The sequence below is a fragment of the Nocardioides euryhalodurans genome (genome assembly GCF_004564375.1).
GTDB lineage: Bacteria > Actinomycetota > Actinomycetes > Propionibacteriales > Nocardioidaceae > Nocardioides > Nocardioides euryhalodurans.
Genome location: NZ_CP038267.1, coordinates 1,556,755 through 1,579,982, shown reverse-complemented (window position 1 = coordinate 1,579,982; position 23,228 = coordinate 1,556,755). Strand labels below are relative to the sequence as shown.

The 23,228-nt window shown below is 72.4% G+C and carries 22 protein-coding genes and 1 riboswitch; of the genes, 14 read left to right on the top strand and 8 right to left on the bottom strand.

Annotated elements, in window-relative coordinates; translation table 11 throughout:
* Position 1 precedes the first annotated feature (1 nt).
* The 5 genes from EXE57_RS07395 to EXE57_RS07380 all read right to left on the bottom strand — a co-directional run bounded on the left by EXE57_RS07395 (position 2) and on the right by EXE57_RS07380 (position 3,351).
* The gene (locus tag EXE57_RS07395) at positions 2–1,042 is read right to left on the bottom strand and encodes an LLM class F420-dependent oxidoreductase (RefSeq protein ID WP_135075776.1); all 1,041 of its coding nucleotides are present in this window, start codon (positions 1,040–1,042) and stop codon (positions 2–4) included.
* Between the two features lie 88 nt (positions 1,043–1,130).
* Complete coding sequence (locus EXE57_RS19685; protein ID WP_167305848.1) at positions 1,131–1,286, bottom strand: hypothetical protein; 156 nt, start codon at positions 1,284–1,286, stop codon at positions 1,131–1,133.
* A gap of 77 nt (positions 1,287–1,363) precedes the next feature.
* Complete coding sequence (locus EXE57_RS07390; protein WP_135075773.1) at positions 1,364–1,906, bottom strand: YbaK/EbsC family protein; 543 nt, start codon at positions 1,904–1,906, stop codon at positions 1,364–1,366.
* Positions 1,907–1,915: 9 nt separating this feature from the next.
* Entirely contained in the window at positions 1,916–2,191 is a 276-nt protein-coding gene (locus EXE57_RS07385; RefSeq protein ID WP_135075770.1) for a hypothetical protein, read from the bottom strand.
* An 8-nt stretch (positions 2,192–2,199) separates the two neighbouring features.
* Complete coding sequence (locus EXE57_RS07380) at positions 2,200–3,351, bottom strand: PspC domain-containing protein (RefSeq protein WP_167305847.1); 1,152 nt, start codon at positions 3,349–3,351, stop codon at positions 2,200–2,202.
* A 143-nt stretch (positions 3,352–3,494) separates the two neighbouring features.
* Here EXE57_RS07380 and EXE57_RS07375 point away from each other — a divergent pair, with 143 nt between their 5' ends.
* From EXE57_RS07375 to EXE57_RS07355, 5 genes are all read left to right on the top strand, one after another.
* The gene (locus tag EXE57_RS07375; protein WP_135075764.1) at positions 3,495–4,802 is read left to right on the top strand and encodes an ATP-binding protein; all 1,308 of its coding nucleotides are present in this window, start codon (positions 3,495–3,497) and stop codon (positions 4,800–4,802) included.
* Positions 4,799–5,458 (top strand): LuxR C-terminal-related transcriptional regulator, encoded by a 660-nt coding sequence (locus EXE57_RS07370; RefSeq protein ID WP_135075761.1) that lies wholly within the window; start codon positions 4,799–4,801, stop codon positions 5,456–5,458. The genes EXE57_RS07375 and EXE57_RS07370 overlap by 4 nt, the downstream gene beginning before the upstream one ends.
* Before the next feature lie 91 nt (positions 5,459–5,549).
* Positions 5,550–6,986: an APC family permease gene (locus tag EXE57_RS07365; protein WP_208543001.1), complete on the top strand. Its 1,437-nt coding sequence runs from the start codon at positions 5,550–5,552 to the stop codon at positions 6,984–6,986.
* Positions 6,986–7,453 (top strand): universal stress protein, encoded by a 468-nt coding sequence (locus EXE57_RS07360; RefSeq protein WP_135075758.1) that lies wholly within the window; start codon positions 6,986–6,988, stop codon positions 7,451–7,453. The genes EXE57_RS07365 and EXE57_RS07360 overlap by 1 nt, the downstream gene beginning before the upstream one ends.
* Positions 7,454–7,491: 38 nt before the next feature.
* Positions 7,492–7,848, top strand: a complete 357-nt coding sequence (locus tag EXE57_RS07355) for a hypothetical protein (RefSeq protein ID WP_135075755.1) — start codon at positions 7,492–7,494, stop codon at positions 7,846–7,848.
* 4 nt (positions 7,849–7,852) lie between these two features.
* Here the strand turns inward: EXE57_RS07355 and EXE57_RS07350 are convergent, their stop codons facing one another.
* On the bottom strand, positions 7,853–9,667 hold the full coding sequence (locus EXE57_RS07350; protein WP_135075752.1) for an NAD(P)/FAD-dependent oxidoreductase: 1,815 nt from the start codon (positions 9,665–9,667) through the stop codon (positions 7,853–7,855).
* Between the two features lie 122 nt (positions 9,668–9,789).
* On the opposite strand from EXE57_RS07350, the gene EXE57_RS07345 reads away from it, so the two are divergent.
* Both EXE57_RS07345 and pcrA read left to right on the top strand, forming a co-directional pair.
* The gene (locus EXE57_RS07345) at positions 9,790–10,920 is read left to right on the top strand and encodes a glutamate--cysteine ligase (RefSeq protein ID WP_208543000.1); all 1,131 of its coding nucleotides are present in this window, start codon (positions 9,790–9,792) and stop codon (positions 10,918–10,920) included.
* 53 nt (positions 10,921–10,973) lie between these two features.
* Positions 10,974–13,385 carry a DNA helicase PcrA gene (gene pcrA / locus EXE57_RS07340; protein WP_135075749.1) on the top strand — a complete coding sequence of 804 codons (2,412 nt, stop codon included), beginning with the start codon at positions 10,974–10,976 and terminating at the stop codon, positions 13,383–13,385.
* Between the two features lie 16 nt (positions 13,386–13,401).
* Here the strand turns inward: pcrA and EXE57_RS07335 are convergent, their stop codons facing one another.
* Positions 13,402–14,256 carry a M23 family metallopeptidase gene (locus EXE57_RS07335; protein WP_135075746.1) on the bottom strand — a complete coding sequence of 285 codons (855 nt, stop codon included), beginning with the start codon at positions 14,254–14,256 and terminating at the stop codon, positions 13,402–13,404.
* A gap of 179 nt (positions 14,257–14,435) precedes the next feature.
* Here EXE57_RS07335 and EXE57_RS07330 point away from each other — a divergent pair, with 179 nt between their 5' ends.
* From EXE57_RS07330 to EXE57_RS07315, 4 genes are all read left to right on the top strand, one after another.
* Positions 14,436–14,855 (top strand): cobalamin B12-binding domain-containing protein, encoded by a 420-nt coding sequence (locus EXE57_RS07330; RefSeq protein WP_135075743.1) that lies wholly within the window; start codon positions 14,436–14,438, stop codon positions 14,853–14,855.
* A 126-nt stretch (positions 14,856–14,981) separates the two neighbouring features.
* Positions 14,982–16,154 (top strand): ADP-forming succinate--CoA ligase subunit beta, encoded by a 1,173-nt coding sequence (gene sucC / locus EXE57_RS07325; protein WP_135075740.1) that lies wholly within the window; start codon positions 14,982–14,984, stop codon positions 16,152–16,154.
* A 1-nt stretch (position 16,155) separates the two neighbouring features.
* Complete coding sequence (gene sucD / locus EXE57_RS07320) at positions 16,156–17,037, top strand: succinate--CoA ligase subunit alpha (protein ID WP_135075737.1); 882 nt, start codon at positions 16,156–16,158, stop codon at positions 17,035–17,037.
* A 10-nt stretch (positions 17,038–17,047) separates the two neighbouring features.
* Positions 17,048–17,725 carry a hypothetical protein gene (locus tag EXE57_RS07315; RefSeq protein WP_135075734.1) on the top strand — a complete coding sequence of 226 codons (678 nt, stop codon included), beginning with the start codon at positions 17,048–17,050 and terminating at the stop codon, positions 17,723–17,725.
* A 9-nt stretch (positions 17,726–17,734) separates the two neighbouring features.
* On the opposite strand, the gene EXE57_RS07310 is transcribed toward EXE57_RS07315, so the two are convergent.
* Positions 17,735–19,555, bottom strand: a complete 1,821-nt coding sequence (locus tag EXE57_RS07310) for a SigE family RNA polymerase sigma factor (RefSeq protein WP_135075731.1) — start codon at positions 19,553–19,555, stop codon at positions 17,735–17,737.
* A 91-nt stretch (positions 19,556–19,646) separates the two neighbouring features.
* On the opposite strand from EXE57_RS07310, the gene EXE57_RS07305 reads away from it, so the two are divergent.
* The 3 genes from EXE57_RS07305 to purH all read left to right on the top strand — a co-directional run bounded on the left by EXE57_RS07305 (position 19,647) and on the right by purH (position 23,213).
* Positions 19,647–20,909 carry a cell division protein PerM gene (locus tag EXE57_RS07305; protein WP_135075728.1) on the top strand — a complete coding sequence of 421 codons (1,263 nt, stop codon included), beginning with the start codon at positions 19,647–19,649 and terminating at the stop codon, positions 20,907–20,909.
* A 27-nt stretch (positions 20,910–20,936) separates the two neighbouring features.
* Complete coding sequence (gene purN, locus EXE57_RS07300) at positions 20,937–21,530, top strand: phosphoribosylglycinamide formyltransferase (RefSeq protein WP_135075725.1); 594 nt, start codon at positions 20,937–20,939, stop codon at positions 21,528–21,530.
* Positions 21,527–21,604: riboswitch (ZMP/ZTP riboswitch) on the top strand. (Overlaps the previous gene by 4 nt.)
* 25 nt (positions 21,605–21,629) lie before the next feature.
* Positions 21,630–23,213: a bifunctional phosphoribosylaminoimidazolecarboxamide formyltransferase/IMP cyclohydrolase gene (gene purH, locus EXE57_RS07295; RefSeq protein WP_135075722.1), complete on the top strand. Its 1,584-nt coding sequence runs from the start codon at positions 21,630–21,632 to the stop codon at positions 23,211–23,213.
* Positions 23,214–23,228: the final 15 nt, after the last annotated feature.

Genomic DNA, 23,228 nt, shown 5'->3' with positions numbered 1-23,228 from the left:
CCTACGACACCCACTCCTTGACCTGGGCGACGGTCGCGGCGGGGTCGTCGCTGGCAGGGAGCACCGTCAGGTGGGTGACGCCGGCCTCGCGGAACGCCGCGATCCGCTCCTTCACGTACGACGCCGGGCCGACGAGGTTGCACGCCTCGAGCCACTCCTGCGGGACCAGCGCCTCGGCCTCCTTCTTCTTGCCGGCGAGGTAGAGCTCCTGGATCTCCTCGGCCTCCTGCTCGTAGCCGTAGGCCCGCGCGACGTCGTTGTAGAAGTTCTTGCCCTTCGCGCCCATGCCGCCGACGTAGAGGGCGAACAGGGGCCGGGCGAAGTCGAGCAGGGCCTTGGTCTCGGGCCCCTCGCCGATCGCGACCATGCCGCCCGCCGTGACCTGCAGGGGACCGAGGTCGGGGGAGCGCCGGGAACGGCCGGCCTCGAGCGCCTCGCCCCAGACCAGGTGGGACTTCTCGGGGTGGAAGAGGTGGGGGATCCAGCCGTCGGCGATGCCGGCCGCCTGCTCGACCGACTTCGGTCCGAGCGCGGCGATCCAGATCGGGACGCTGTCGCGCTCGGGGTGGGTGAGCAGCTTGAGCGGCTTGCCGAGGCCGGTGACCGCGCCGTCCTCCTTGGTGAGCGGGAGCGGGAAGGTGCCCTCGTTGGTCAGCACCTCCCGCTTGAGGCCGCGGCGGACCAGGTCGATGATCTCGGCCGTCCGCGCCAACGGCTTGCTGTAGGGGACGCCGTGCCAGCCCTCGATCACCTGCGGGCCCGAGGCGCCGAGTCCCAGCACGGCCCGCCCGCCGGACACGTTGTCGAGGCCGGCCGCGGTCTGGAGCAGGGTGCCCGGGGTCCGGGAGTAGATGTTGAGGATCGCCGAACCGATCTCGACCGTCTCGGTCCGGGCGGCGAGGTAGCCCATCAGCGTGGGGGAGTCGAAGCCGTACGCCTCGGCGACCCACACCATGTCGAGCCCGGCCTTCTCCAGCCCCGCGACCTGGTCGGCGGCCGCCCTCGGGTTGCCGTCGTACATCAGGGTGTAGGAGAGCTTCACGGCGTCATCGTGACAGTCGTGCTGTCACGATCGCAAGGGTCGGACCGGAGCCCGGTCGGGCGTACCGACCGGGCCCCGGAGAGCAGGGTCAGCCGGTCGCAGGCTCCGAGACCGGGACCGGCTCGCGGGTAGGCGCCCCCGGCGCTCCGGGCTCCGAGGAGGCGGCGTCGGTGACCGTGAGCGACAGCGGGAACGCGAGGAGAAGGACGGTGCCCAGCACCAGGTCGCGGGCGGAGAGGCTCATGGTGCGAGCGTCGGCGGCCACGGCGTCCTCGCCATGAGGAGACGGTTTCCGCGCGATGAACTCTCCGTGCCCGCGGATCAGCGCGCGAGCCCCTCCACGACCTCGGCCCGCGGCAGCTCGGCCAACAGGGAGCCGGGCACGAGCAGCTTGGAGCGTCGTACGCCGGAGCCGATGAGCGCGACGTCCAGCTCGACCGCACGCGCGTCGACCAGCAGCCGCCAGCGTGCCGGCAGCCCGACCGGCGTGATGCCGCCGTACTCCATGCCGGACTCCTCGACGGCCCGGTCCATCGACAGGAACGAGCACTTGCGCACGTCGAGCAGCCGCTTGACCAGCCCGTTGACGTCGGCCCGCGTGTCGGCGCGGACCACGCACGCGGCCACCCGCTCCTCACCGTCCCGCCGGCCGGCGACCACGACGCAGTTGGCGCCGACGCCGAGCGGGACGGCGTAGGCCTCCGAGCAGGCCGCGGTGTCGGCGAGGTCCGGGTCGATCTCGGCGACGCCGACCCGGTCGGCCGCGGGCCAGGCGTCGAGGGCGTCGCGGACCGGGGACGGCACGAGGTCCGGCCGGTCGGTGACCGGCCGGACCTGGAGGGTGCCCAGCGTCGGGAGGCTCATCCCTCCACTCTAGGAAGCCTGCGACCGCCGTCGCGCGCCCAGGGCCGTGGCGACCAGCCCCGCGCCGCCGGCCAGCACCCAGGGGACGGGGAGCAGCCAGCGGATGTCGTCGTCGGCCACCACGTCGCCGGCGATCAGGCCCCAGACGACGACCAGCCCCAGGAAGGCCAGTCCCATCACCAGGTGGGCGACGTTGACGGGGTGCCGCCAGCTGTCGGTGTCCTGGCCGGGCTCGTCGGTCGGGAGGACGGTCGTGTCGTCCGGGTAGCTGTCGTACTCGCTCATCGTCGTCCTCATTCCGTGGTCACGGTGATCTCGCCGACGCTCAGTCGCGCGTCGATGGTCACCTCGGGTGCGTCGGGGCCGCCGTCGTGGGAGGCCTGCTGGGTCCAGTCGATGCCGCCGCCCTCGCTGCCGAACAGGTCGTAACCCCCGGGTCCGTCGACGTCGGCCTCGACCTGCACGTCCATCTCCTCGGGCACGATCACCTCGATCCGGCCCGCCTCCCCGCTGACCGCGATGGTGCGACCGTCGAGCTGCTCGGGGTCACGGACGTCGGTCAGGTCGACGACCAGCTCGCCGGTCGTCATCGAGTAGTCCTCACCGACCCCGTCGGCGGTGACCGGAGCGGCGTAGATCTGCTCGCCCTCCCACCGGTCCGCGAGGGTGGCGCCGACCAGGGCGGTGCTGGCGACCAGGCCGAGCAGGATCAGGCCACCGGCGCGGCCGATCACGGAGCCGACGACGAGCATCGTCCCGATCACGCCCACGGCGAGGGCGGGGTACGCCGAGTCGGCGACGGCCACGCCGGCCAGGTCGACGATCCCGAGGACGCCGAGGGCGAAGGCGAGCAGCGCGAGGGTGAACCAGAACAGCAGCGGGCCACGCTTGCGTGGGTCGCGTGGCCGCGGCGCCACCGGGGCGCTGGCCCAGGTGGCCGGTGGCGGGGAGCCGGCGTCGTACGGGCCGTACGCGTCGTCGCCGGTGCCGGCGTGGACCGGTCCGGCCTCGTCGGCGTCGGACCGGTTGCTGCGGCTGAGCCACACGAAGACGATCAGGCCGAGGATCGCCAGCGGCCAGGGGAACCAGTACGCGCCCCAGCTGTCGCCGACCAGGGCGAGCGCGGCGATGACCGCCAGCGCGACCAGGGCGACCGTCCGGCTGCGCTCGTCGAGGTGGACGGCCGCCCGCTCGCGGCCCTCCTCCGGCACGAGCGCCCAGCCGGCGGCGTACAGGATCAGGCCGGCGCCGCCGAAGAAGGCGAGGACGACGAAGGCGACCCGGAGGATGACGGGGTCGATGTCGAGGTGGCGCGCGAGGCCGCCGGCGACGCCGGCGACCTTGCGGTCGCCGACCGTGCGCCGGAGCCGGCCGAGGTCGCGGATCTCGTCGCGGGTGGTGCGGGGACCCTCGTCGATCGGGGCCTCAGGTGGTGTCGTGGTCATGGCTCCAGCCTCCGCCCCGCAGGGCTCCGCCACCATCGGGGACGCCCCTGATCCTGCCCCGTCCCGGGGCGTCCGGCGTCAGGGTCGGGTCGGGGTCGTACCTCATGGTCCGACCCCCCTCGCTGTGTGACGATTGAGGCGTCATGACGACCACCACCTCCACCAGCTCCGCGCCGGACGCGCCCCGGAGCGTACGCCGCGCCAGCCGCGACAGCCAGCACCCGGTCATCGGGGGCGTCGCGGCCGGGCTGGCGCGCCACCTCGCGCTGCCGGTGCTGTGGGTGCGGGTGGCCTTCCTCCTCGCCGTCGCGCTCGGCGGCCTCGGCTTCTTCCTGTACGCCGGCCTGTGGCTGGTGCTCCCCTCCGACAGCCGGTTCGCGACCGCCCCGCCGGGTCTCGAGGGGGCGACCCGCGACGGGCGCCGGCCGGGCCCGATCCGCCGGCTGACCGACGTCGGCCCGGCGATCGCCCTGGCGGCACTCGCGATCGGGGTGGTCCTGATGGCGCAGGCGCTGCTCGGCGGCCCGGCGGTCTTCTGGCCGGTGCTGCTCGGCGTGGTGGGCCTCGGCCTGCTCTGGCGCCAGGCCGACGAGGCCCAGCGGGAGCGCTGGCTCGACAGCACGGGCCGGATCGACCCGGTCCGGATCGTGTTCGGCACCGGCGGCTGGGCGTCCTGGACCCGCCTCGGCCTCGGCCTGCTGCTGATCGTGTCCTCCCTGGTGCTGGTCCTGCTCCAGGGCGGGTCGCTCGCGGCTGCCCGTGACGTGACGATCGTGGTGCTGCTCGCCGTGGCGGGCATCGGCCTGGTGGCCGGCCCCTGGGTCTACCGGCTGGCCGCGGACCTCACGGCCGAGCGTGCCGAGCGGATGCGCACCCAGGACCGCGCCGACGTCGCCGCCCACCTCCACGACTCGGTGCTGCAGACCCTGGCCCTGATCCAGAAGAACGCCGACGACGGCCCGGTCGTCGCCCGGCTCGCCCGCGCCCAGGAGCGCGACCTGCGGGCGTGGCTCTACTCCGCCGAGACTGCCGACGAGCGCACCGTGGCCGGTGCCCTCCGGGCGGCCGCGGCCGCCGTCGAGGACGCCCACGGGATCGCTGTCGAGGTGGTGGTGGTCGGCGACTGCGACCACTCCGAGGCGCTGCTGCCGGTGGTGCAGGCGACTCGCGAGGCGATCACCAACGCCGCCAAGCACGCCGGCGTCCCGCGTGTCGACGTCTACGCCGAGATCGACGACGCGGCCGTGGACGTCTTCGTCCGCGACCGGGGGGTCGGGTTCGACCCCGACGACGTGCCGGCCGACCGCTACGGCGTACGCCACAGCATCGAGGACCGGATGGACCGCCACGGCGGTCGCGCCGAGGTCCGCTCCACCCACGGCGAGGGCACCGAGGTGCGGCTGCACCTGCCCCGCCCGGGCAACCCCGAGACGGAAGGATCCACCCCATGACCAGCGAGAGCACCAGCGACCCGATCCGCGTCGTCCTCGTCGACGACCACGCGATGTTCCGCTCCGGGGTGCGGGGCGAGCTGGCCGGCTCGGACGCGGTCGAGATCGTCGGCGAGGCCGGTGACGTCGACGAGGCCGTCACCGCCATCACGGCCCAGCGTCCCGACGTGGTGCTGCTCGACGTCCACCTGCCCGGCGGGGGCGGCGTCTCGGTGATGAAGCGCGCCACCAGCCCTGCCACGAGCTATCTCGCGCTCAGCGTCTCCGACGCCGCCGAGGACGTGATCGGCACCATCCGCGGCGGCGCACGCGGCTACGTCACCAAGACCATCACCGGCCCCGAGCTGGTCGACGCGATCCGCCGGGTCGCCGAGGGCGACGCCGTCTTCTCGCCCCGGCTGGCAGGCTTCGTCCTGGACGCCTTCGCGGGCTCGATCTCGGTCGCCGCGGTCGACGAGGACCTCGACCGGCTGACCGAGCGGGAGCGCGAGGTGATGCGCCTGATCGCCCGCGGCTACGCCTACAAGGAGGTCGCCAAGGAGCTGTTCATCTCGATCAAGACGGTGGAGACCCACATGTCGTCGGTGCTGCGCAAGCTCCAGCTCTCCTCGCGCCACGAGCTGACCCGCTGGGCCTCCGACCGTCACCTCCTGTGACCGCGGCGGCTCCGGGAGCGGATTGACAACCTCCCGGTGGTCCGGTTCGGTGGGGCCTGCTCGGAAATCTCCTGCCCGGAAGCGAGGCCCCGTGGCCGACCCCAGCAGCATCTCCACGATCGACGACGACGACGAGGGTGGCCTCCGCAGGTCCATCACCGGGAAACAGCTCTTCTTCTACACCCTCGGCGACGTGCTCGGGTCGGGGATCTACGTCCTCATCGGCCTCGTCGCGGCCGCCGTCGGCGGGGCGTTCTGGATCGCCTTCGCGGTCGGCGTCTCCATCGCGGCGATCACGGGCACCGCGTACGCCGAGCTCGTCACCAAGTACCCCCAGGCCGCCGGTGCCGCGCTCTACGTCAACAAGGCGTTCGGCAGCAGGGCGCTCACGTTCCTGATCACGGTGTCGTTCCTGTCGGCCAGCTTCGCGGCCGCGGGCTCCCTGGCTGGTGGCTTCGCGTCGTACTTCGCCACGCTGTGGGCCTCGCCGCCGACCCTGCTGGTGACGCTGCTCTTCATCCTCGTGCTGACCGTCGTCAACTTCATCGGCATCACCGAGTCGGTCGTGATGAACATGGTGATGGCGTTCATCGAGATCTTCGGCCTGCTGATCGTCCTGTTCATCGCGATCTGGCACATCGCCGCGGGCGACGCGGACTTCGCGATCCTCACCGAGTTCGACACCGGCGGCACCAACTGGGCCCTGGCGATCCTCGCCGGTGTCGCCCTCTCCTTCTTCGCCATGACCGGCTTCGAGAACACCGCCAACGTCGCCGAGGAGACCATCGACCCGCACCGGTCCTTCCCGCGCTCGCTGATCGGCGGCATGATCACCGCCGGCGTGATCTACGTGCTGGTCTCGATGGCGGCCGCCCTGACCGTCCCGGTCGACGACCTGGCGGGGTCGGAGGCGGCCCTGCTGGAGGTCGTGAAGTCCGGCATCCTGCCGATCTCGAGCGACTTCATGGAGACGTTGTTCTCGATCATCGCGCTGATCGCCATCACGAACACGACGCTGGTCGCGATCGTGACCCAGCCGCGGATCCTCTACGGCATGGCCAACGAGGACGTCGTCCCGGGCGTCTTCGCCAAGATCCACCCCACCCGGCGCAGCCCGTGGGTGGGACTGCTCTTCAGCGGTCTCGTGGTCGGGCTCCTGCTCGTGGTCGGGACGGTCGCACCCGAGGTCGAGGGGACCTCGATCGTGGAGCGCCTCGCCCTGGTGACGGTCGTGTTCCTGCTGTTCATCTACGCCCTGGTGATCGTGTCCTGCCTCAAGCTGCGCGGGAAGGACGAGGACGAGCGGGCCTTCCGGGCCAACACGCCGCTGCTGCTCGTCGGCCTGGCGGGCAACCTGGCCATCCTCGCCTGGTCGGTCTACGACGACCCGACCTCGCTGCTGTGGTGCGCCGGACTGGTCGCGGTGGGCGTGGTGCTCTTCCTCGTCGAGTACTTCTTCGGCAAGAGCAACCGTCCGCCGGGTGTCGAGCGCGGCGAACCCACCACCGAGTCGAGGGGAGACCTCTGATGCACGTCGTCGTGGCCACGGACGGGAGCCAGCAGTCGCTGCGCGCCGCCAAGCAGCTCAAGTCGTTCGCCGACCCCGAGAAGATCACCGACATCTCGGTGGTCGCCGTCATCCGGCCGCTGGCAGCCGTCGCGTTCGCCGACGACCTGTCGCCGGTCGACCGTCGCCGCGGCGACCTCGAGACCGGCGGGTTCCGCAAGGCCGCCGAGTCGGCGGTCGCGACGGTGGCGGAGGTCTTCGACGGCTGGGGGCCCAAGGTCCACAGGCGCATCCGGTCCGGGTCGCCGGCCAACGAGATCATCAAGGCCGCCGGGCAGCTGAACGCGGGCCTGGTCGTGGTGGCCGCGGGTGGTCGGGGGATCAGCGACACGGTGCTGGTCGGCAGCACCGCCCAGCGCGTCCAGCACTACGCGCCCTGCCCGGTGCTCGTCGTACGCCCGGCGCCGCGCAAGCGCACGAAGAAGTAGGCGTCGGGAGCGGCAGGACCCGTCGCTAGGCTCCTCGCATGGAGACCCTCCGCCTGGTCCTGCTGTTCCTCCACGTCCTGGGCTTCGCGGCCCTCCTCGGCGGCCTGCTCGTGCAGGTGCGCGAGCCGACCAAGCAGGTCAACGCCGCGATGCGCGACGGCGCGGGCACGGCCTTCCTGATGGGGCTGCTCCTCGTCGGCGTGCTCGAGGCGGGCGACGGCGCCGTCGACCACGCCAAGGTCGGCGTGAAGTTCGCGATCGGCCTGGTGATCCTCGTCCTCGTGATGGCCAACATGCGCAAGCCGCGCATCCCGACCGGCCTCTACCTCGGCCTGCTCGCCCTCACCGTCGCCAACATCGCCGTCGCGATCTTCTGGACCCCCACCCACGCCTGACGGCTCAGCTGGTGTGGTGCACCTCCTGCAGCCCGTAGACCGGGGTCGGGATCCCCTCGAACCGGGCCTTGAGCTGCAGCGCGAGGTAGAGCGAGTAGTGCCGTGACTGGTGCAGGTTGCCGCCGTGCATCCACAGCGCCGGCACCTGCGTGGGCTTCCACATGTTCCGTTGCTCGCCCTCCCAAGGGCCGGGGTCCTTGGTGGTCTCCGAGCCGAGGCCCCACACCTTGCCGAGCCGGTCGGCGGTCTCCTGGTCGATCAGGTCGGCCACCCAGCCGTTCATGGAGCCGTAGCCGGTCGCGAAGACCACGAGGTCCGCGGGCAGCTCGGTCCCGTCCTCGAGCCGTACGCCGTCCTCGGTCAGCTCGGTGACCTGCCCGTGGGCGAGCTTGACCCGGCCGTCGGCGACCAGGTCGGCCGCGCCGACGTCGATGTAGTAGCCCGACCCGCGGCGCAGGTACTTCATGAACAGTCCGGAGCCGTCGTCGCCCCAGTCGTGCCGGAAGCCGGACCGCTCCAGCCGCTCGTAGAACTCCTTGTCACGCTCGGCCATCGCCTCGTAGAGCGGGACCTGGAACTCGTGCAGGATCCGGTAGGGGAGCGAGGCGAAGATCAGGTCCGCCTTGTCGGTCGTGACGCCGGCCGCCAGCGCGCGCTCGGAGTAGAGGTCGCCCAGGCCGATGTCCATGAGCGAGTCGCTCTTGACGATGTGGGTCGAGGACCTCTGCACCATCGTCACGTCGACGTCGTTCTCCCAGAGCGCGCCGCAGATGTCGAAGGAGCTGTTGTTGCTCCCGATCACGACGGCCTTCTTGCCCCGGTAGGCGTCCGGACCCGGGTGGGCGGAGGAGTGGTGTACGTCACCGCGGAAGGTCTCGATCCCGGGGACCTCGGGGAGGTTGGGCTTGCCGGACATGCCCGTGGCGAAGACCAGCTGCTTCGGCCGCAGGGTCAGCGGCTGTCCCTCGCGCTCGACCTCGACGGTCCACTCGCCGGTCTCCTCGGACCAGGTGGCGCTGGTCGCGGTGGTGCTGGACCAGTACGGCACCTCCATCACCTTGGTGTAGGACTCCAGCCAGTCGCCGATCTTGTCCTTGGGCGCGAAGACCGGCCAGTTGTCCGGGAACTTCAGGTAGGGCAGGTGGTCGTACCAGACCGGGTCGTGGAGGCACAGCGACTTGTAGCGGTTGCGCCACTGGTCGCCCGGCCGGGGGTGCTTGTCGATCACCAGCGAGGGCACGCCCAGCTGCCGCAGCCGCGCGCCGAGCGCGATCCCGCCCTGGCCGCCGCCGACCACGAGGACGTACGGCTGGACCGTGCTGCCGAGGCTCTCGGCCTCGGCCTGGCGCTGCTCCTTCCACGTGGTGCGGTGCTTGTCGGCACCGTGCTGCGCCCCCATCGGCCGCTGCTCGTTCATCGGCTCCTCGTGGCCCTTGAGCTCGTAGAGGGTGGTCAGCAGGGTCCAGGCGCCCTCCTCGGTGAGCCGCAGCAGCCCGCGACCCCGGCCGACGGCCGTCTCGAAGACGATCCACGCCGTGGTGACCCCGTCGGCCTCCGTCGGGGGCTCGCTGGTCGCGAAGCCGCTCGGGTCGGTGGCCTCGAGGGTCTGCGCCAGCAGGTCGCGGACGCCGTCGGGGCCCTCCACCGTGGTGATGTTCCAGGAGAAGGCGATCAGGTCGCGCCAGAAGCTGGTCGCGGCGAACAAGCCGCTCGCCCGCTCGACGTCTCGCGCGGTGAGCGCGTCCTCGAACGCCGCCAGCCACGCGTCGACCCGCTCCTGGGGTCCGGTCGCGGTGGATGATTCCAGGGTCTGGGTCATGGTGGTCTCCTGATCGATCTGTGCCCGAGCCCATGCCTACGCCCACGGGGGTTGGAAACAGGTTGTGGCGGTCCCCCCGTCCGGGTGGTGACGCCGGTCCGGGCGGGTGGTGTGATGGTCACGTGCCCGTCGACTTCGCTGGCTCCCCGCGGCCCACGGTCGGCGTGGAGTGGGAGTTCGCCCTCGTCGACCGGGTGACCCGCGACCTCTCCAACTCCGCTGCCGCGCTCTTCGAGGCGGTCCACGAGGGCGAGTCGGCGCTGGTGGACGAGTCCAAGCTGCACCGGGAGCTGCTCCGCAACACGGTCGAGGTCGTCACCGGGATCTGCGAGACGGTGCCCGAGGCGGTGGCCGACCTCGCCGGCACGATGCGCGCCGTCCGGCGTACGGCAGCGACGCTCGGCGTCGACCTGTACGCCGCCGGCACCCACCCCTTCGCCCAGTGGTCGGTGCAGCAGCTCACGCCCGGTCACCGCTACGAGGAGCTGATCTCGCGCACCCAGTGGTGGGGCCGGCAGATGCTGATCTGGGGGCTGCACGTGCACGTCGGCGTCCGCCGCCGCGAGCACGTGCTGCCGATCGTCAGCTCGCTGCTCAACCACTTCCCGCACCTGCAGGCGCTCAGCGCCTCCTCGCCGGTGTGGAGCGGGCAGGACACCGGCTACGCCAGCAACCGGGCGATGATGTTCCAGCAGCTGCCCACGGCCGGTCTGCCCTTCCAGTTCCAGGAGTGGGAGGAGTACGAGACCTACGTCGACGACGCCTTCCGCACCGGCGTCATCGAGCACATCAACGACATCCGCTGGGACATCCGCCCTGCGCCGGCCCTCGGCACCGTCGAGGTCCGGGTGTGCGACGGCGTCTCCAACCTCCGCGAGCTCTCGGCCCTGACCGCCCTGACCCACTGCCTCGTCGTCGACCTCGAACGCCGGCTGGAGGCCGGGGAGCGGCTGCCGGTGATGCCGCCGTGGCACGTCCAGGAGAACAAGTGGCGTGCCGCCCGCTACGGGCTCGACGCGGAGATCATCCTCGACGCGGCCGGCGCGGAGCGGCTGGTGACCGACGACCTCGACGACCTGCTCGAGCGGCTCACCCCGCTCTCGCGCGAGCTCGAGTGCGAGGAGGAGCTGCGGCTGGTGGCCGAGATCCCCAAGCACGGGGCGTCCTACCAGCGGCAGCGCCAGGTCATGGACCGTACGGGTGGCGACCTGGTCGCCGTCGTCGACTCGGTGGTCGCCGAGCTCGAGCCCTGACCCGGCCCTGCGCGGCCGCGGTGTCGGTCGGGGACCGTAGGCTGGAACCCGACATGAGCACCCCCTTCCCGATCCCCGGCCTCGAGGCCGTCGCCAGCGAGCGGACCCCGCGCGGACCCCGTCCCGAGGAGCTCCTCGACGGCCTCAACGAGCAGCAGCGGGCCGCCGTCGTCCACGAGGGCCACCCGCTGCTCGTGGTGGCTGGTGCGGGCTCCGGCAAGACCCGGGTGCTGACCCGCCGGATCGCCTGGCTGGTGGCGCAGCGAGGCGCTCACCCTGGGTCGATCCTGGCGATCACCTTCACCAACAAGGCCGCCGCCGAGATGAAGGAGCGGGTCGAGGACCTCGTGGGCCGCCGGGCGCGGGTCATGTGGGTCAGCACCTTCCACTCGGCCTGTGTCCGGATCCTCCGCAAGGAGATCGACAAGCTCGGGTTCAAGTCCAGCTTCTCGATCTACGACGCCGCCGACTCCAAGCGGCTGATGACGCTGGTCGCGAAGGACCTCGACCTCGACCCCAAGCGGTTCCAGCCCAACGCGCTGCTCCACTGGATGTCGGACCACAAGAACGAGCTGCGCGACCACGAGGAGGCGACCCGCGAGGCGCGCAACGGGTTCGAGGAGTCCGCGGCCGCCGCCTACACCGCCTACCAGCGCCGGCTGCGCGAGGCCAACGCCCTCGACTTCGACGACCTGATCATGACCACCGTCCACCTCTTCCAGGCCTATCCCGACGTGCGTGAGACCTACCGGCGCCGCTTCCGCCACGTGCTCGTCGACGAGTACCAGGACACCAACCACGCCCAGTACGCGCTCGTCCACCAGCTCTGCGCAGACGACCCCGAGGACCTCGACCCCGAGGCGGAGCGGGTCGCCCCCAGCGAGCTGATGGTGGTGGGCGACGCCGACCAGTCGATCTATGCCTTCCGCGGCGCCAACATCCGCAACATCCTCGACTTCGAGCAGGACTTCCCGGACGCGGCGACCATTCTGCTCGAGCAGAACTACCGCTCCACGCAGACCATCCTCAACGCTGCCAACGAGGTGATCGGCCACAACAAGGGCCGCAAGGCCAAGCGGCTGTGGTCCGACGCCGGCACCGGCGAACGGATCGTCGGCTACGTCGCCGACGACGAGCACGACGAGGCGCGCTTCGTCTCCGAGGAGATCGACCGGCTGGTCGACGACTCCGGGGTCCGGCCGGCGGACGTGGCGGTCTTCTACCGCACCAACGCGCAGTCGCGAGTCTTCGAGGAGGTGTTCATCCGCACCGGCCAGCCCTACAAGGTCGTCGGCGGGGTTCGCTTCTACGAGCGGCGCGAGGTGCGCGACGCCCTGGCCTACCTGCGGATGCTGGCGAACCCGGCCGACGAGATCTCGCTGCGGCGGATCCTCAACACCCCCAAGCGGGGGATCGGCGACCGCGCGGTCGCGTGCGTCACGGCCCTGGCCGAGCGCGAGGGCATCATCTTCTGGGAGGCGCTGCGGCGGGCGCAGGAAGCCGTCGGCCTCGCCTCCCGCTCGCTCAACGCGATCACGGGCTTCGTCGGGATGGTCGACGAGCTGCAGTCGATGGTCGACGCGGGGGAGCGGCCCGACGTGGTGCTGGAGACGGTGCTGGAGCGGTCCGGCTACCTCGCCGAGCTCGAGGGGTCCGACGACCCGCAGGACGAGACCCGGGTGGAGAACCTCGCCGAGCTGGTGGCGGTCGCGCGGGAGTTCGCCGACGACCCCGTCGCCGGCCCGAGCGCCGACCCGTCCGACGTCGACGCGGGGACGGTGGCCCCCGGCCTGGGTGACTTCCTGGAGCGGGTGGCGCTGGTCGCCGACACCGACCAGATCCCCGACAGCCCGGAGGGTGACGACTCGGGGGTGGTCACGCTGATGACCCTCCACACCGCCAAGGGCCTGGAGTTCCCCGTGGTGTTCCTGACCGGCATGGAGGACGGCGTCTTCCCCCACTCCCGCTCCCTGGGTGACCAGCCGGAGCTCGAGGAGGAGCGGCGGCTGGCCTACGTCGGCGTGACGCGCGCGGAGCAGCGCCTCTACCTCAGCCGGGCCGTCGTCCGATCCGCCTGGGGTGCGCCGTCGCACAACCCCGCGTCACGCTTCCTCGACGAGATGCCGATCGACCTCGTCGACTGGCGCCGCACCGAGGCCGCCCAGACCCAGTGGGGCCGTCCCGACCTCGCCTCGGGCAGCCGGGCCCGGCTCGGCCAGCCCACCGCGGCCGGTCGGCGCAACTTCTCCTCGGCGGCCGCCCGCGCTGACGCGGCCGCCAAGTCGAAGCCGACGCGCGCCATCCCGTCCCTCGACCCGGGCGACCGGGTGGTCCACGACTCCTTCGGCATGGGCACCGTCGTCGCCCTCGAGGGGGTCGCCGAGAAGACCGTCGCCTCGATCGACTTCGGGAGCGAGGGCGTCAAGCGGCTGCTGCTGCGCTACGCGCCGGTCGAGAAGCTCTGAGGCGGGAGGCGATCGGCTACGGAGTGAGCCCGTGCACGACGAACGCTTCGTACGGGTCGACCGGGTCACCGCCACCGGGGCGCACCTCGAGGTGCAGGTGGGAGCCGGTCACGTTGCCGGTCGAGCCGACGTACCCGATCACGTCGCCGGCGCTGACCGTGTCGCCCTCGCTGACGTCGTAGCCGCTCTGGTGGCAGTACCAGATCTCGGTGCCGTCCTCCAGCGTCACCACGGTCTTCTCGCCGTAGGAGCCGTCGTAGCCGACCGAGGTCACGACACCGTTGGCGACGGCCATGATCGGCTGGCCCTCGCTGCCGTTGAAGTCGAGGCCGGTGTGGTAGCTCGCCCACAGGCCGTAGTCGCCGAACTCGGCGGTGGTGACCGAGGGGCTGAGCGGGAGCACCCACTGGTTCTCCGCCAGCTTCTTGGACTGGGCCTCGGCGAGCTGGGCGAAGCGGGCGAGGGCGGCGTTGCGCTGCTTGGAGATCGCCTCGGCCTCGGCCACCAGGTCGGCGCTCGCGGCGTCGGCCACGGCGTCGCGGCGGGAGTCGCGGGAGACGACGACGCCGCGGCCCTCGAGCAGGTCGCTGCTGGACTGGCCGCTGGCCCCGCTGCTCGCGTTGGCGGCGACCAGCCGGTGCGGGGTGTCCTCGGAGCCGAGCAGCGTCGGGTCGGCTGCGGTCACGGCGCCGCCGGCGGAGACCGCCAGGGCGGCGATGCCCATCAGGACCGGCACCGACGGCAGGCCCCGGAACAGGGCCCGGCGGGAACCGGTGTGCTTGCTGGCGCGTCGGCGACCGACCTCGGGAGCGATCGGGGTCGTCGAGGGGGCACGCCGGGGGGCGCGACGATCCGCTCGGTGGTTACCCATCAGTGAGTGCGTGCTCCGTATCGGGGGTCAGAGACAACGAGACGGAACTGTAACGGACCGGTCACGAAGAGGGGAATCCCGTCACACAAATCTGTGGACAACGGGTGCTCCGAGAGGCGCGATCACGCCTGACGGCGGCCTCCCGCCGTGGTCGGGATCACGTCGGCTAGCCTGCGGCCATGACCTCGACCAGCACCGGTGGCCGGATCCGGATCGTCGTCGGCAAGCCCGGGCTGGACGGCCACGACCGCGGCGCCAAGATCGTCGCCCGCGCGCTGCGCGACGCCGGGCACGAGGTCATCTACACCGGGCTCCACCAGACTCCCGAGCAGATCGTGGAGACCGCCATCCAGGAGGACGCCGACCTGATCGGCCTCTCGGTGCTGTCGGGTGCCCACATGACCCTCTTCCGCAAGCTGCTCTCGCTCCTTGCCGAGCGCGACGCGTCCGACATCGTCGTCTTCGGTGGCGGGATCATCCCCGACGAGGACATCCCGGCACTCCAGGAGATCGGCGTCGCCCAGGTGTTCACACCGGGTGCGACCACGGGCGACATCACCGGCTGGGTCGCCGAGCACTTCGCCGAGTCGGGTTCCTGACCCGCTCGCTGCCGCCGGGAGTCCCGTCCGCCAGCGACCCGCCCTCCCCGCGACCCCCGCCACGGGACTAGGGTGCTGCGACGGGAAAGACCTGACGTGTCGAGCAACGAAGGACAGGGTCGAACAGTGGACTTGATGGAGTACCAGGCGAAGGAGCTCTTCGCGAAGCACGGGGTGGCCGGCGCGCTCGGCAAGACCGTCGAGACCCCCGAGGACGCTCGCGCGGCCGCGGAGGAGATCGGTGGCGTCGTCGTCGTCAAGGCGCAGGTCAAGGCCGGAGGCCGCGGCAAGGCCGGCGGCGTGAAGGTCGCGAAGTCGCCGGAGGAGGCCGAGCAGGCCGCGCGGGCGATCCTCGACCTCGAGATCAAGGGGCTCCCCGTCAACCGGGTGCTCGTGGTCCCCGGCGCGTCGATCGAGGAGGAGTACTACTTCTCCTTCCTGCTCGACCGGTCCAACCGCTCCTACCTCTGCATCGCGAGCGTCGAGGGCGGCGTCGAGATCGAGGAGGTCGCCAAGACCAACCCCGACGCGGTCAAGAAGATCCCGATCGACGCCGGCACCGGCGTCGACGAGGCCAAGGCCCGTGCGATCGTCGACGAGGCCGGCTTCCCGGCCGAGCTGCGCGACCAGGCGGTCGAGATGGTCCAGCAGCTGTGGACCGTGTTCGTCGAGGAGGATGCGACGCTCGTCGAGGTCAACCCGCTGGCCCGCCTGACCGGCGACAAGCTCGAGGCGCTCGACGGCAAGGTGTCGCTCGACGACAACGCCGACTTCCGCCACGAGGACCACGCCCGGTTCGTGATCCGCGAGGAGTCCGACCCGCTCGAGGCCAAGGCCAAGGACAAGGGCCTCAACTACGTCAAGCTCGACGGGCAGGTCGGGATCATCGGCAACGGTGCCGGCCTCGTCATGTCGACGCTCGACGTCGTCGCGTACGCCGGGGAGGCCCACGGCGGCGTGAAGCCGGCCAACTTCCTCGACATCGGTGGCGGCGCCAACGCGCAGGTCATGGCCGACGGCCTCGACGTGATCATCCACGACGAGCAGGTCAAGAGCGTGTTCGTGAACGTCTTCGGCGGCATCACCGCCTGTGACGAGGTCGCCAACGGCATCAAGGGTGCGCTGGAGATCCTCGGTGACGAGGCCTCCAAGCCGCTCGTCGTACGCCTCGACGGCAACAACGTCGACAAGGGGCGCGCCATCCTCGCCGAGCTGGACCACCCGCTCGTGACGATGGTCGACACGATGGACGGCGCGGCGGACAAGGCCGCCGAGCTTGCGAACGCGGGAGGCAACTGAGATGTCGATCTACCTCAACAAGGACTCCAAGATCATCGTCCAGGGCATGACCGGCGGGATGGGCTCCAAGCACACCACGCTCATGCTCGAGGCGGGGTCCGACATCGTCGGGGGCGTCAACGCACGCAAGGCCGGCACCACCGTCGAGCTGGCCGGCAAGGAGCTGCCGGTCTTCGGCAGCGTCAAGGAGGCGATGGCCGAGACCGGCGCCGACGTGTCGGTCCTCTTCGTGCCGCCCGCCTTCACCAAGGACGCCTGCATCGAGGCCATCGACGCGGGCATCGGCCTGCTCGTGGTCATCACCGAGGGCGTCCCGGTCCAGGACTCCGCGGAGGTCTTCGCCTACCTCGAGGGCAAGGGCACCCGCATGATCGGCCCCAACTGCCCGGGCATCATCACGCCCGAGGAGTCGTTGGCCGGCATCACGCCCCACACCATCGCGGGCAAGGGCCCGGTCGGCCTGGTCTCGAAGTCGGGCACGCTGACCTACCAGATGATGTTCGAGCTGCGGGACTTCGGCTTCTCGACCGCCATCGGCATCGGCGGCGACCCGGTCATCGGCACCACCCACATCGACGCCCTCGAGGCCTTCGAGAACGACCCGGAGACCAAGGCGATCGTGATGATCGGCGAGATCGGCGGCGACGCCGAGGAGCGTGCCGCGGCCTACATCAAGGACCACGTGACGAAGCCGGTCGTCGGCTACGTCGCCGGGTTCACCGCGCCGGAGGGCAAGACCATGGGCCACGCCGGGGCGATCGTGTCGGGCTCCTCCGGCACCGCGCAGGCGAAGAAGGAGGCCCTCGAGGCCGCCGGGGTCAAGGTCGGCAAGACGCCCTCCGAGACCGCTGCCCTGATGCGGGAGATCCTGCAGGCACTCTGACAGCACGACCGTGCCGCCCCACCTGCTCGTCCTGCCGAGCCCGTTCCTCGGGCCGGCGGCCTACGGGCCGGTGGTGGCGGCACTGTCGTCCCTGGGGCTGGGGGCGTCGGTGGCCGACGTACCGGCCGACCCGGAGGGCGCCTGCCTCGTCGACGCGTGGAGCGCCGCGGCACGAGGCGTCGACGACGTGGTGCTGGTCCCGCACAGCAACGCCGGCTACCTCGCGCCGACGGTGAGCGCCGCCGCCGGGGGAGCACCCGTGGTCTTCGTCGACGCCGCCCTGCCCGTGACCACGGGCAGCACCACCCTGGCGCCTCCCGCCTTCCGTGAGCACCTGGCCGCGCTGGCCGGACCGGACGGGCGACTGCCGCGCTGGACCCGGTGGTGGCCCCGGGCCGACGTCGCCGCGGTGCTGCCCGGCCCGCTCCTCGAGGACCTGGACTCGCTGCTGCCCGAGGTCCCGCTGTCGTACGTCGACGGCGAGGTGCCCGTGCCCCCTGGCTGGCAGGCGGGCGCCCGTGCGTACCTCGCCCTCGGCACCACCTACGCCGAGGAGCTCGCCGTGGCCCGGGCCCACCGCTGGCCGACACGGGTGCTGGATGACGCCGGGCACCTGCACCTGCTGGTCGATCCCGGCGAGACCGCCCGGGTCGTGGCGGACCTGCTCGACGCGCTCCGCCTGCGCTGACCGGTCCGCCTACCGCTTCGGCAGGTACTCCAGCCGCTCGCCCGCCCTCAGGAGCAGCGCCTCGAAGGCCTCCGTCCCGATCGTCACCGTCCGGGTCGGGAGGAAGCCGAGCTGGGCGACGTGGTTGCCACGGCGGACGACCCCCATCAGGAACGTGACGGTCTGGTCGTCGCTGATCTCCGTCGTCACGCGCCACACGGCGTGCTCGGCATCGGCCTTCGAGGACGAGGTGATCGGAGTGACGTCGGAACCGAGGTCGCGGTCGGGGCAGGCCGCCATCCGGCGCCGGATGGTCGCGACGAACTCGCGTGCGCGGCCGGCCGAGGGGAGGGTGCCCGCGGTCTCGGTGACGCCGAACGTGGCGGGAAGGGGGGCATCGGGGATGAGGAAGGTCCGGGTGACGTTGCCGGTGACCGGGCGGGCCGCGAAGTCGGTCTGGTCGCAGTTGGTCGCCGCGACGTTCTCCCGCGCCTCGAGCGGCTCGGTGCCGACCCACGCCTCCCTGATGCCCGGGACCGGCGGCAGGTCGACGGTGGCCAGCAGCCCGGGGACCTCGCCCACGGGCACGGGGGGTCGGGCCGAGGTGGCCGGGGTGGTGGCGCAGGCACCGCCCTGCGGCGTCGGGCACATCCCGTTGACGGCCAGCACCAGCATCCTGGTCGCGCCGGCGACGTCGGGGTCCGCGTTGTCGTCGGTGCGGTAGAAGGTCGTCGTCGTGACCTGGCCGGTGCGCGCCACGCCGGCGAGGTAGGTCTCGTCCCGCCGCCAGTCGCGCAGCTGCACCAGCATCGCCTGGTCGCCGACGTTGCGGACCTGGGTGGTCTCCTGGAGCTGAACCCGCGGGGCGGTGCAGCCGGCGTACCACGCCAGGGACTGCTCCCACGTGCGGCGGGCTGCCCGGGTGCTCGTCGACAGCTCGGCGACCTGGACGGCGCCCACCCGGGGCTCGCCCCGCCCGGGCGAGGTGGTGAACGAGCGGACCAGCGCGGCGCGGCCACGCGGGTCGGCGTACCGCCGCTGCTGGCAGGGCGTGGCGAGCCCGTCGCCGCGGGTGTTGTCGCTGGTCCGGGTGGCTCGCCAGCCCGTGCCGTCGACGGCCAGCCCGAGCTCCCCGGCGCTCACGAGGGCGTCGGCGTCGAACTGGGCCGGGTCCTCCTCGGCGGTCACCATCGCGCCGCCCCGGTCGGCCGTCGGGAGCTCGGTGCGCAGGCCGGAGCCGTCGACGAGCACCCCGGTCACGAGCACGGCGGCGACGCCGGCGACCGCGCCGACCACGGTGTGCGTACGTCGGCGGGCGGCCCCCGAGCGGCGCAGGATCGTGGCGCGGGGCCAGGTGACGGCGTCGACCTGGGTGTGCAGGGTCTCGAGCAGCGCGGGGAAGCGGGCGGCCTCGACGTCGCGGTGGACCGAGAACCGGGCCGATGCGGTCAGTGTCTGCCGCTCGGCCTCCTGCCGGGTCAGCCCCAGCTCCCGCGCCCGGTCGGCGAGCGAGAGCTCCGTGAGCTCGGCGAGCAGCAGCGCCTTGCGCTGCACCACCGACAGCTTGCCGAGCGACTCCAGGGTGGCGGCCACCTCGGGGTCCAGCTGCTTGTCGCGGTGCCAGAGGCGGGCCGTGTGACGGCGCTGCGCCTGCGCCCAGGCACGGGGACGGACCCACGACTCGGGGTCCGGCAGGCGGCCCACCTTGCGCCAGTGGTGCCAGGTGACGACGAACGAGTCGCGGACCGCGGACCGCGAGGCGGGGAGGTCGCCGGTGAGGGCGTAGGTCTGCAGCAGGAGCCGGGTCCGGGCGCGCTTGTAGAAGGCGTCGAACTCGTCGGGCTGCTTCATGACCGATCCACCATACGGGCCGAGGCGGTCCCGGAGCACACCGGCGTGGGAGCGCCGATCGCCACGGGAGCCGGGCGAAGATGGCCGGGCCATGACTTCGCTGCTCTCGGCCCCCGACCGCGCCGCCGCTCCGTCGGTGGACCCCCGGCACCGGCGCCCGCTGGCCCTCGTGGCCACGCTCGGCGGTGTCGTCGCGGCCTCGTCGCTGCTCGTGGTCTGCCTCGGCGTGGGGGTGACGGGCTGGTTCCTCTCCGACGCCGGCACCCACGGCCAGCCGCGCGACGGGCTGCGCGTCGGGGCGCTTGCGTGGCTCATGGGCCACGGCTCGACCGTCACGGTGGACGGGGTCGTCGTGACCGCCGTACCCCTGCTGCTGACGTTGGCCGCGGCCTGGCTGTCGTGGCGGGTCGGACACCGGGTGGGCGACTCGATCTCCGGCCACGGGCCCGACTCCGACCAGATCTCCGACGGCGAGCGCGACTGGACGGTGCCGGTCGCCGCCGGCTTCTTCGTCGCCGGGTACGCCGCCGTCGTCCTGCTCACCCACGTGCTGGCCGCCACGCCCGCGACGGCCCCGTCGCTCCCGCGCTCGTTGGGCTGGTCGCTGGTGCTGGCCCTCGGCGCCGGCGGCTCCGCGATCGCCGTCGGCAGCGGGCGGGCCGCGATCTGGACCGCGGTGGTGCCCGCCGAGCTGCGCGCGACCGCGGCCACCGCGGTCGCGGTCCTGCGGGCCTTCCTGCTGGTCTCCTTCGTCGCGCTGCTGGTCGCGCTGGTGCTCGACCTCGGGACGGCCGCCAACATCGTCTCCGGTCTCGGGCTCGAGGCGGGGGAGGCGACGGTCTTCCTCGGCGCCACCGCCCTCGTGCTGCCCAACGCCACGCTCTTCGCCGGCTCCTACCTGCTCGGTCCCGGCTTCACGGTCGGCACCGGCACGATGGTCTCCCCGACGCTCGTCGTGACCGGCCCGCTGCCGGCCTTCCCGCTGCTCGCAGCGCTCCCCGACAGCGGCCCGGTCCCCGTGTGGACCGTCGGCCTGCTGGCGGTGCCGGTCCTCGCCGCGGCCCTCGCCGCCGCCCGGGCGCAGCGCCGCCGTCCCACCCTCCGCTGGGAGCAGGGCGCGCTGCGGGGCTGTGCGGGTGGTGTCGCCGCCGGACTGCTGCTCGGGGGGCTAGCCCTGCTCGCCGGCGGAGCGGTCGGCCCCGGCCGGATGACCGACGTGGCGCCCCTGGCCCTCGACGTGCTCGTCCACGCCGTCACCTCCTTCGGCATCGGCGGGCTGGTCGGTGGGGTCGTCGCCACCGGGCTCGCCCGTCGCCGGCACCGCGCCGGCACCGCGGTCGTCCAGCCCGGCTGACGGAAGACACCCCCTAGAGTTGCGGCCGTGCGCCTCGTCGTCCTCGTCTCCGGCACCGGCACCAACCTCCAGGCCCTGCTCGACGCCTGCGCCGACCCCGCCTACGGCGCCGAGGTGGTCGCGGTGGGTGCCGACCGCGACGGCATCGAGGGCCTCGCTCGCGCGCAGCGCGCCGGGGTCCCGACCTTCGTCTGCCGGGTGCGCGACCACGAGTCTCGCGCCGACTGGGACGGGGCCCTGCTCGAGGCCGTGGCGGCGTACGAACCGGACCTCGTGGTGTCGGCCGGCTTCATGAAGCTGGTCGGGCCGCCGCTGCTCGAGCGGTTCCCGATGGTCAACACGCACCCGGCGCTCTGCCCCGCCTTCCCCGGGACCCAGGGGGCCGCGGACGCGCTGGCGTACGGCGTCAAGGTCACCGGCGCGACCCTCTTCGTCGTCGACGACGGGGTCGACACCGGGCCGATCGTCGCCCAGGCGACGGTGCCGGTGGCCGACGACGACACCCCGGCGTCGCTGCACGAGCGGATCAAGGTCGTCGAGCGGTCGATGCTCGTCGACAGCATCGGCCGGATGGCCCGCGAGGGCTGGTCGGTCACCGGGCGGCACGTCCGGATAGGCTGAGGGCACACGACTGGCGCAGGTGGGCAACCACCGGGGAGTGACCGCGATGAGCATCGTCCGCCTGGGTGCTCAGCTCCGAACCGCAGGAGGAGTCGTCCCGTGTCCCAGCACGAGCAGGAAGCGCGCATCCCGATCCGACGGGCCCTGGTGTCCGTCTACGACAAGGCCGGGCTGGAGGACCTCGCACGTGGCCTCCACGACGCCGGCGTCGAGCTGGTCTCCACCGGTGGCTCGGCGGCACTGATCGAGGGACTCGGCCTCCCGGTCACGCGGGTCGAGGAGCTCACCGGCTTCCCGGAGTGCCTCGACGGGCGGGTCAAGACGCTGCACCCGCGGGTCCACGCCGGCATCCTCGCCGACCGGCGCCTGGACTCCCACGTCTCCCAGCTCGAGGAGCTCGGCGTCGAGCCGTTCGACCTCGTGGTCTCCAACCTCTACCCCTTCACGCAGACCGTCGCGTCGGGTGCGACGCCCGACGAGTGCGTCGAGCAGATCGACATCGGTGGCCCCTCGATGGTCCGCGCCGCCGCCAAGAACCACCCCTCCGTCGCGATCGTCACCTCGCCCGACCACTACGACGCCGTCCGCGAGGCGGTCGCCGCCGGCGGATTCACCCTTGCCCAGCGGCGCACGCTGGCGGCCGAGGCGTTCCAGCACACCGCCGCGTACGACGTCGCCGTGGCCGGCTGGATGACGCAGGAGCTCGCCGAGGCCGACGAGGACAGCTGCTTCCCGACCTGGGTGGGCGCGACGTACGAACGCACGGCGGTGCTGCGCTACGGCGAGAACCCCCACCAGCAGGCGGCGCTGTTCAGCGACGGCTCGACCGGCCTCGCCAGCGCGCGGCAGCTCCACGGCAAGGAGATGTCCTACAACAACTACGTCGACACCGACGCGGCGCGCCGCGCCGCGCTGGGCTTCGACGAGCCGGCCGTCGCGATCATCAAGCACGCCAACCCGTGCGGGATCGCGGTCGGCGCCGACGTGGCCGAGGCCCATCGGCGCGCCCACGAGTGCGACCCCGTCTCGGCCTTCGGCGGCGTGATCGCGGTCAACCGCCCGGTCTCGGTCGAGATGGCGCAGCAGGTGGCCGAGGTGTTCACCGAGGTGATCGTGGCGCCGGGCTACGACGAGGGCGCGGTCGAGGTGCTGCAGGGGAAGAAGAACATCCGGATCCTGGTCTGCGCGGCCGACGAGGAGCCGGCTCCCTCGGAGTTCCGCCAGGTGAGCGGCGGTCTGCTCGTGCAGCAGGTCGACCACGTGGACGCCGTGGTCGACAGCGGGGGCGACGACCCGTCGACCTGGACCCTCGCCACGGGCGAGGCGGCCCCGGCCGGGGTGCTCGCCGACCTCGCCTTCGCCTGGCGCGCCTGCCGGTCGGTGAAGTCCAACGCCATCCTGCTGGCCCACGACGGGGCCTCCGTCGGCATCGGCATGGGCCAGGTCAACCGTGTGGACTCCTGCCGGCTCGCCGTCGAGCGGGCGGGGGAGCGGGCCGCCGGCTCGGTCGCCGCGTCCGACGCGTTCTTCCCGTTCGAGGACGGTCCGCAGATCCTCCTCGACGCCGGCGTCCGCGCCATCGTCCAGCCCGGCGGCTCGGTCCGTGACGAGCTGACGGTCAAGGCCTGCGAGGCTGCCGGCGTGACGATGTACTTCACCGGCACCCGACACTTTGCGCACTGAGCGCCACGAGAGGAT

Coding starts and splice junctions, on each gene's coding strand:
- EXE57_RS07375 (WP_135075764.1), top strand. CDS start 3,495: ATGACGACCACCACCTCCACCAGCTCCGCGCCGGACGCGCCCCGGAGC.
- EXE57_RS07355 (WP_135075755.1), top strand. CDS start 7,492: ATGGAGACCCTCCGCCTGGTCCTGCTGTTCCTCCACGTCCTGGGCTTC.
- EXE57_RS07385 (WP_135075770.1), bottom strand. CDS start 2,191: ATGAGCGAGTACGACAGCTACCCGGACGACACGACCGTCCTCCCGACC.
- EXE57_RS19685 (WP_167305848.1), bottom strand. CDS start 1,286: ATGAGCCTCTCCGCCCGCGACCTGGTGCTGGGCACCGTCCTTCTCCTC.
- EXE57_RS07305 (WP_135075728.1), top strand. CDS start 19,647: ATGACTTCGCTGCTCTCGGCCCCCGACCGCGCCGCCGCTCCGTCGGTG.
- EXE57_RS07360 (WP_135075758.1), top strand. CDS start 6,986: ATGCACGTCGTCGTGGCCACGGACGGGAGCCAGCAGTCGCTGCGCGCC.
- EXE57_RS07330 (WP_135075743.1), top strand. CDS start 14,436: ATGACCTCGACCAGCACCGGTGGCCGGATCCGGATCGTCGTCGGCAAG.
- EXE57_RS07370 (WP_135075761.1), top strand. CDS start 4,799: ATGACCAGCGAGAGCACCAGCGACCCGATCCGCGTCGTCCTCGTCGAC.
- EXE57_RS07310 (WP_135075731.1), bottom strand. CDS start 19,555: ATGAAGCAGCCCGACGAGTTCGACGCCTTCTACAAGCGCGCCCGGACC.
- EXE57_RS07390 (WP_135075773.1), bottom strand. CDS start 1,906: ATGAGCCTCCCGACGCTGGGCACCCTCCAGGTCCGGCCGGTCACCGAC.
- sucD (WP_135075737.1), top strand. CDS start 16,156: ATGTCGATCTACCTCAACAAGGACTCCAAGATCATCGTCCAGGGCATG.
- EXE57_RS07335 (WP_135075746.1), bottom strand. CDS start 14,256: ATGGGTAACCACCGAGCGGATCGTCGCGCCCCCCGGCGTGCCCCCTCG.
- EXE57_RS07380 (WP_167305847.1), bottom strand. CDS start 3,351: ATGACCACGACACCACCTGAGGCCCCGATCGACGAGGGTCCCCGCACC.
- EXE57_RS07350 (WP_135075752.1), bottom strand. CDS start 9,667: ATGACCCAGACCCTGGAATCATCCACCGCGACCGGACCCCAGGAGCGG.
- pcrA (WP_135075749.1), top strand. CDS start 10,974: ATGAGCACCCCCTTCCCGATCCCCGGCCTCGAGGCCGTCGCCAGCGAG.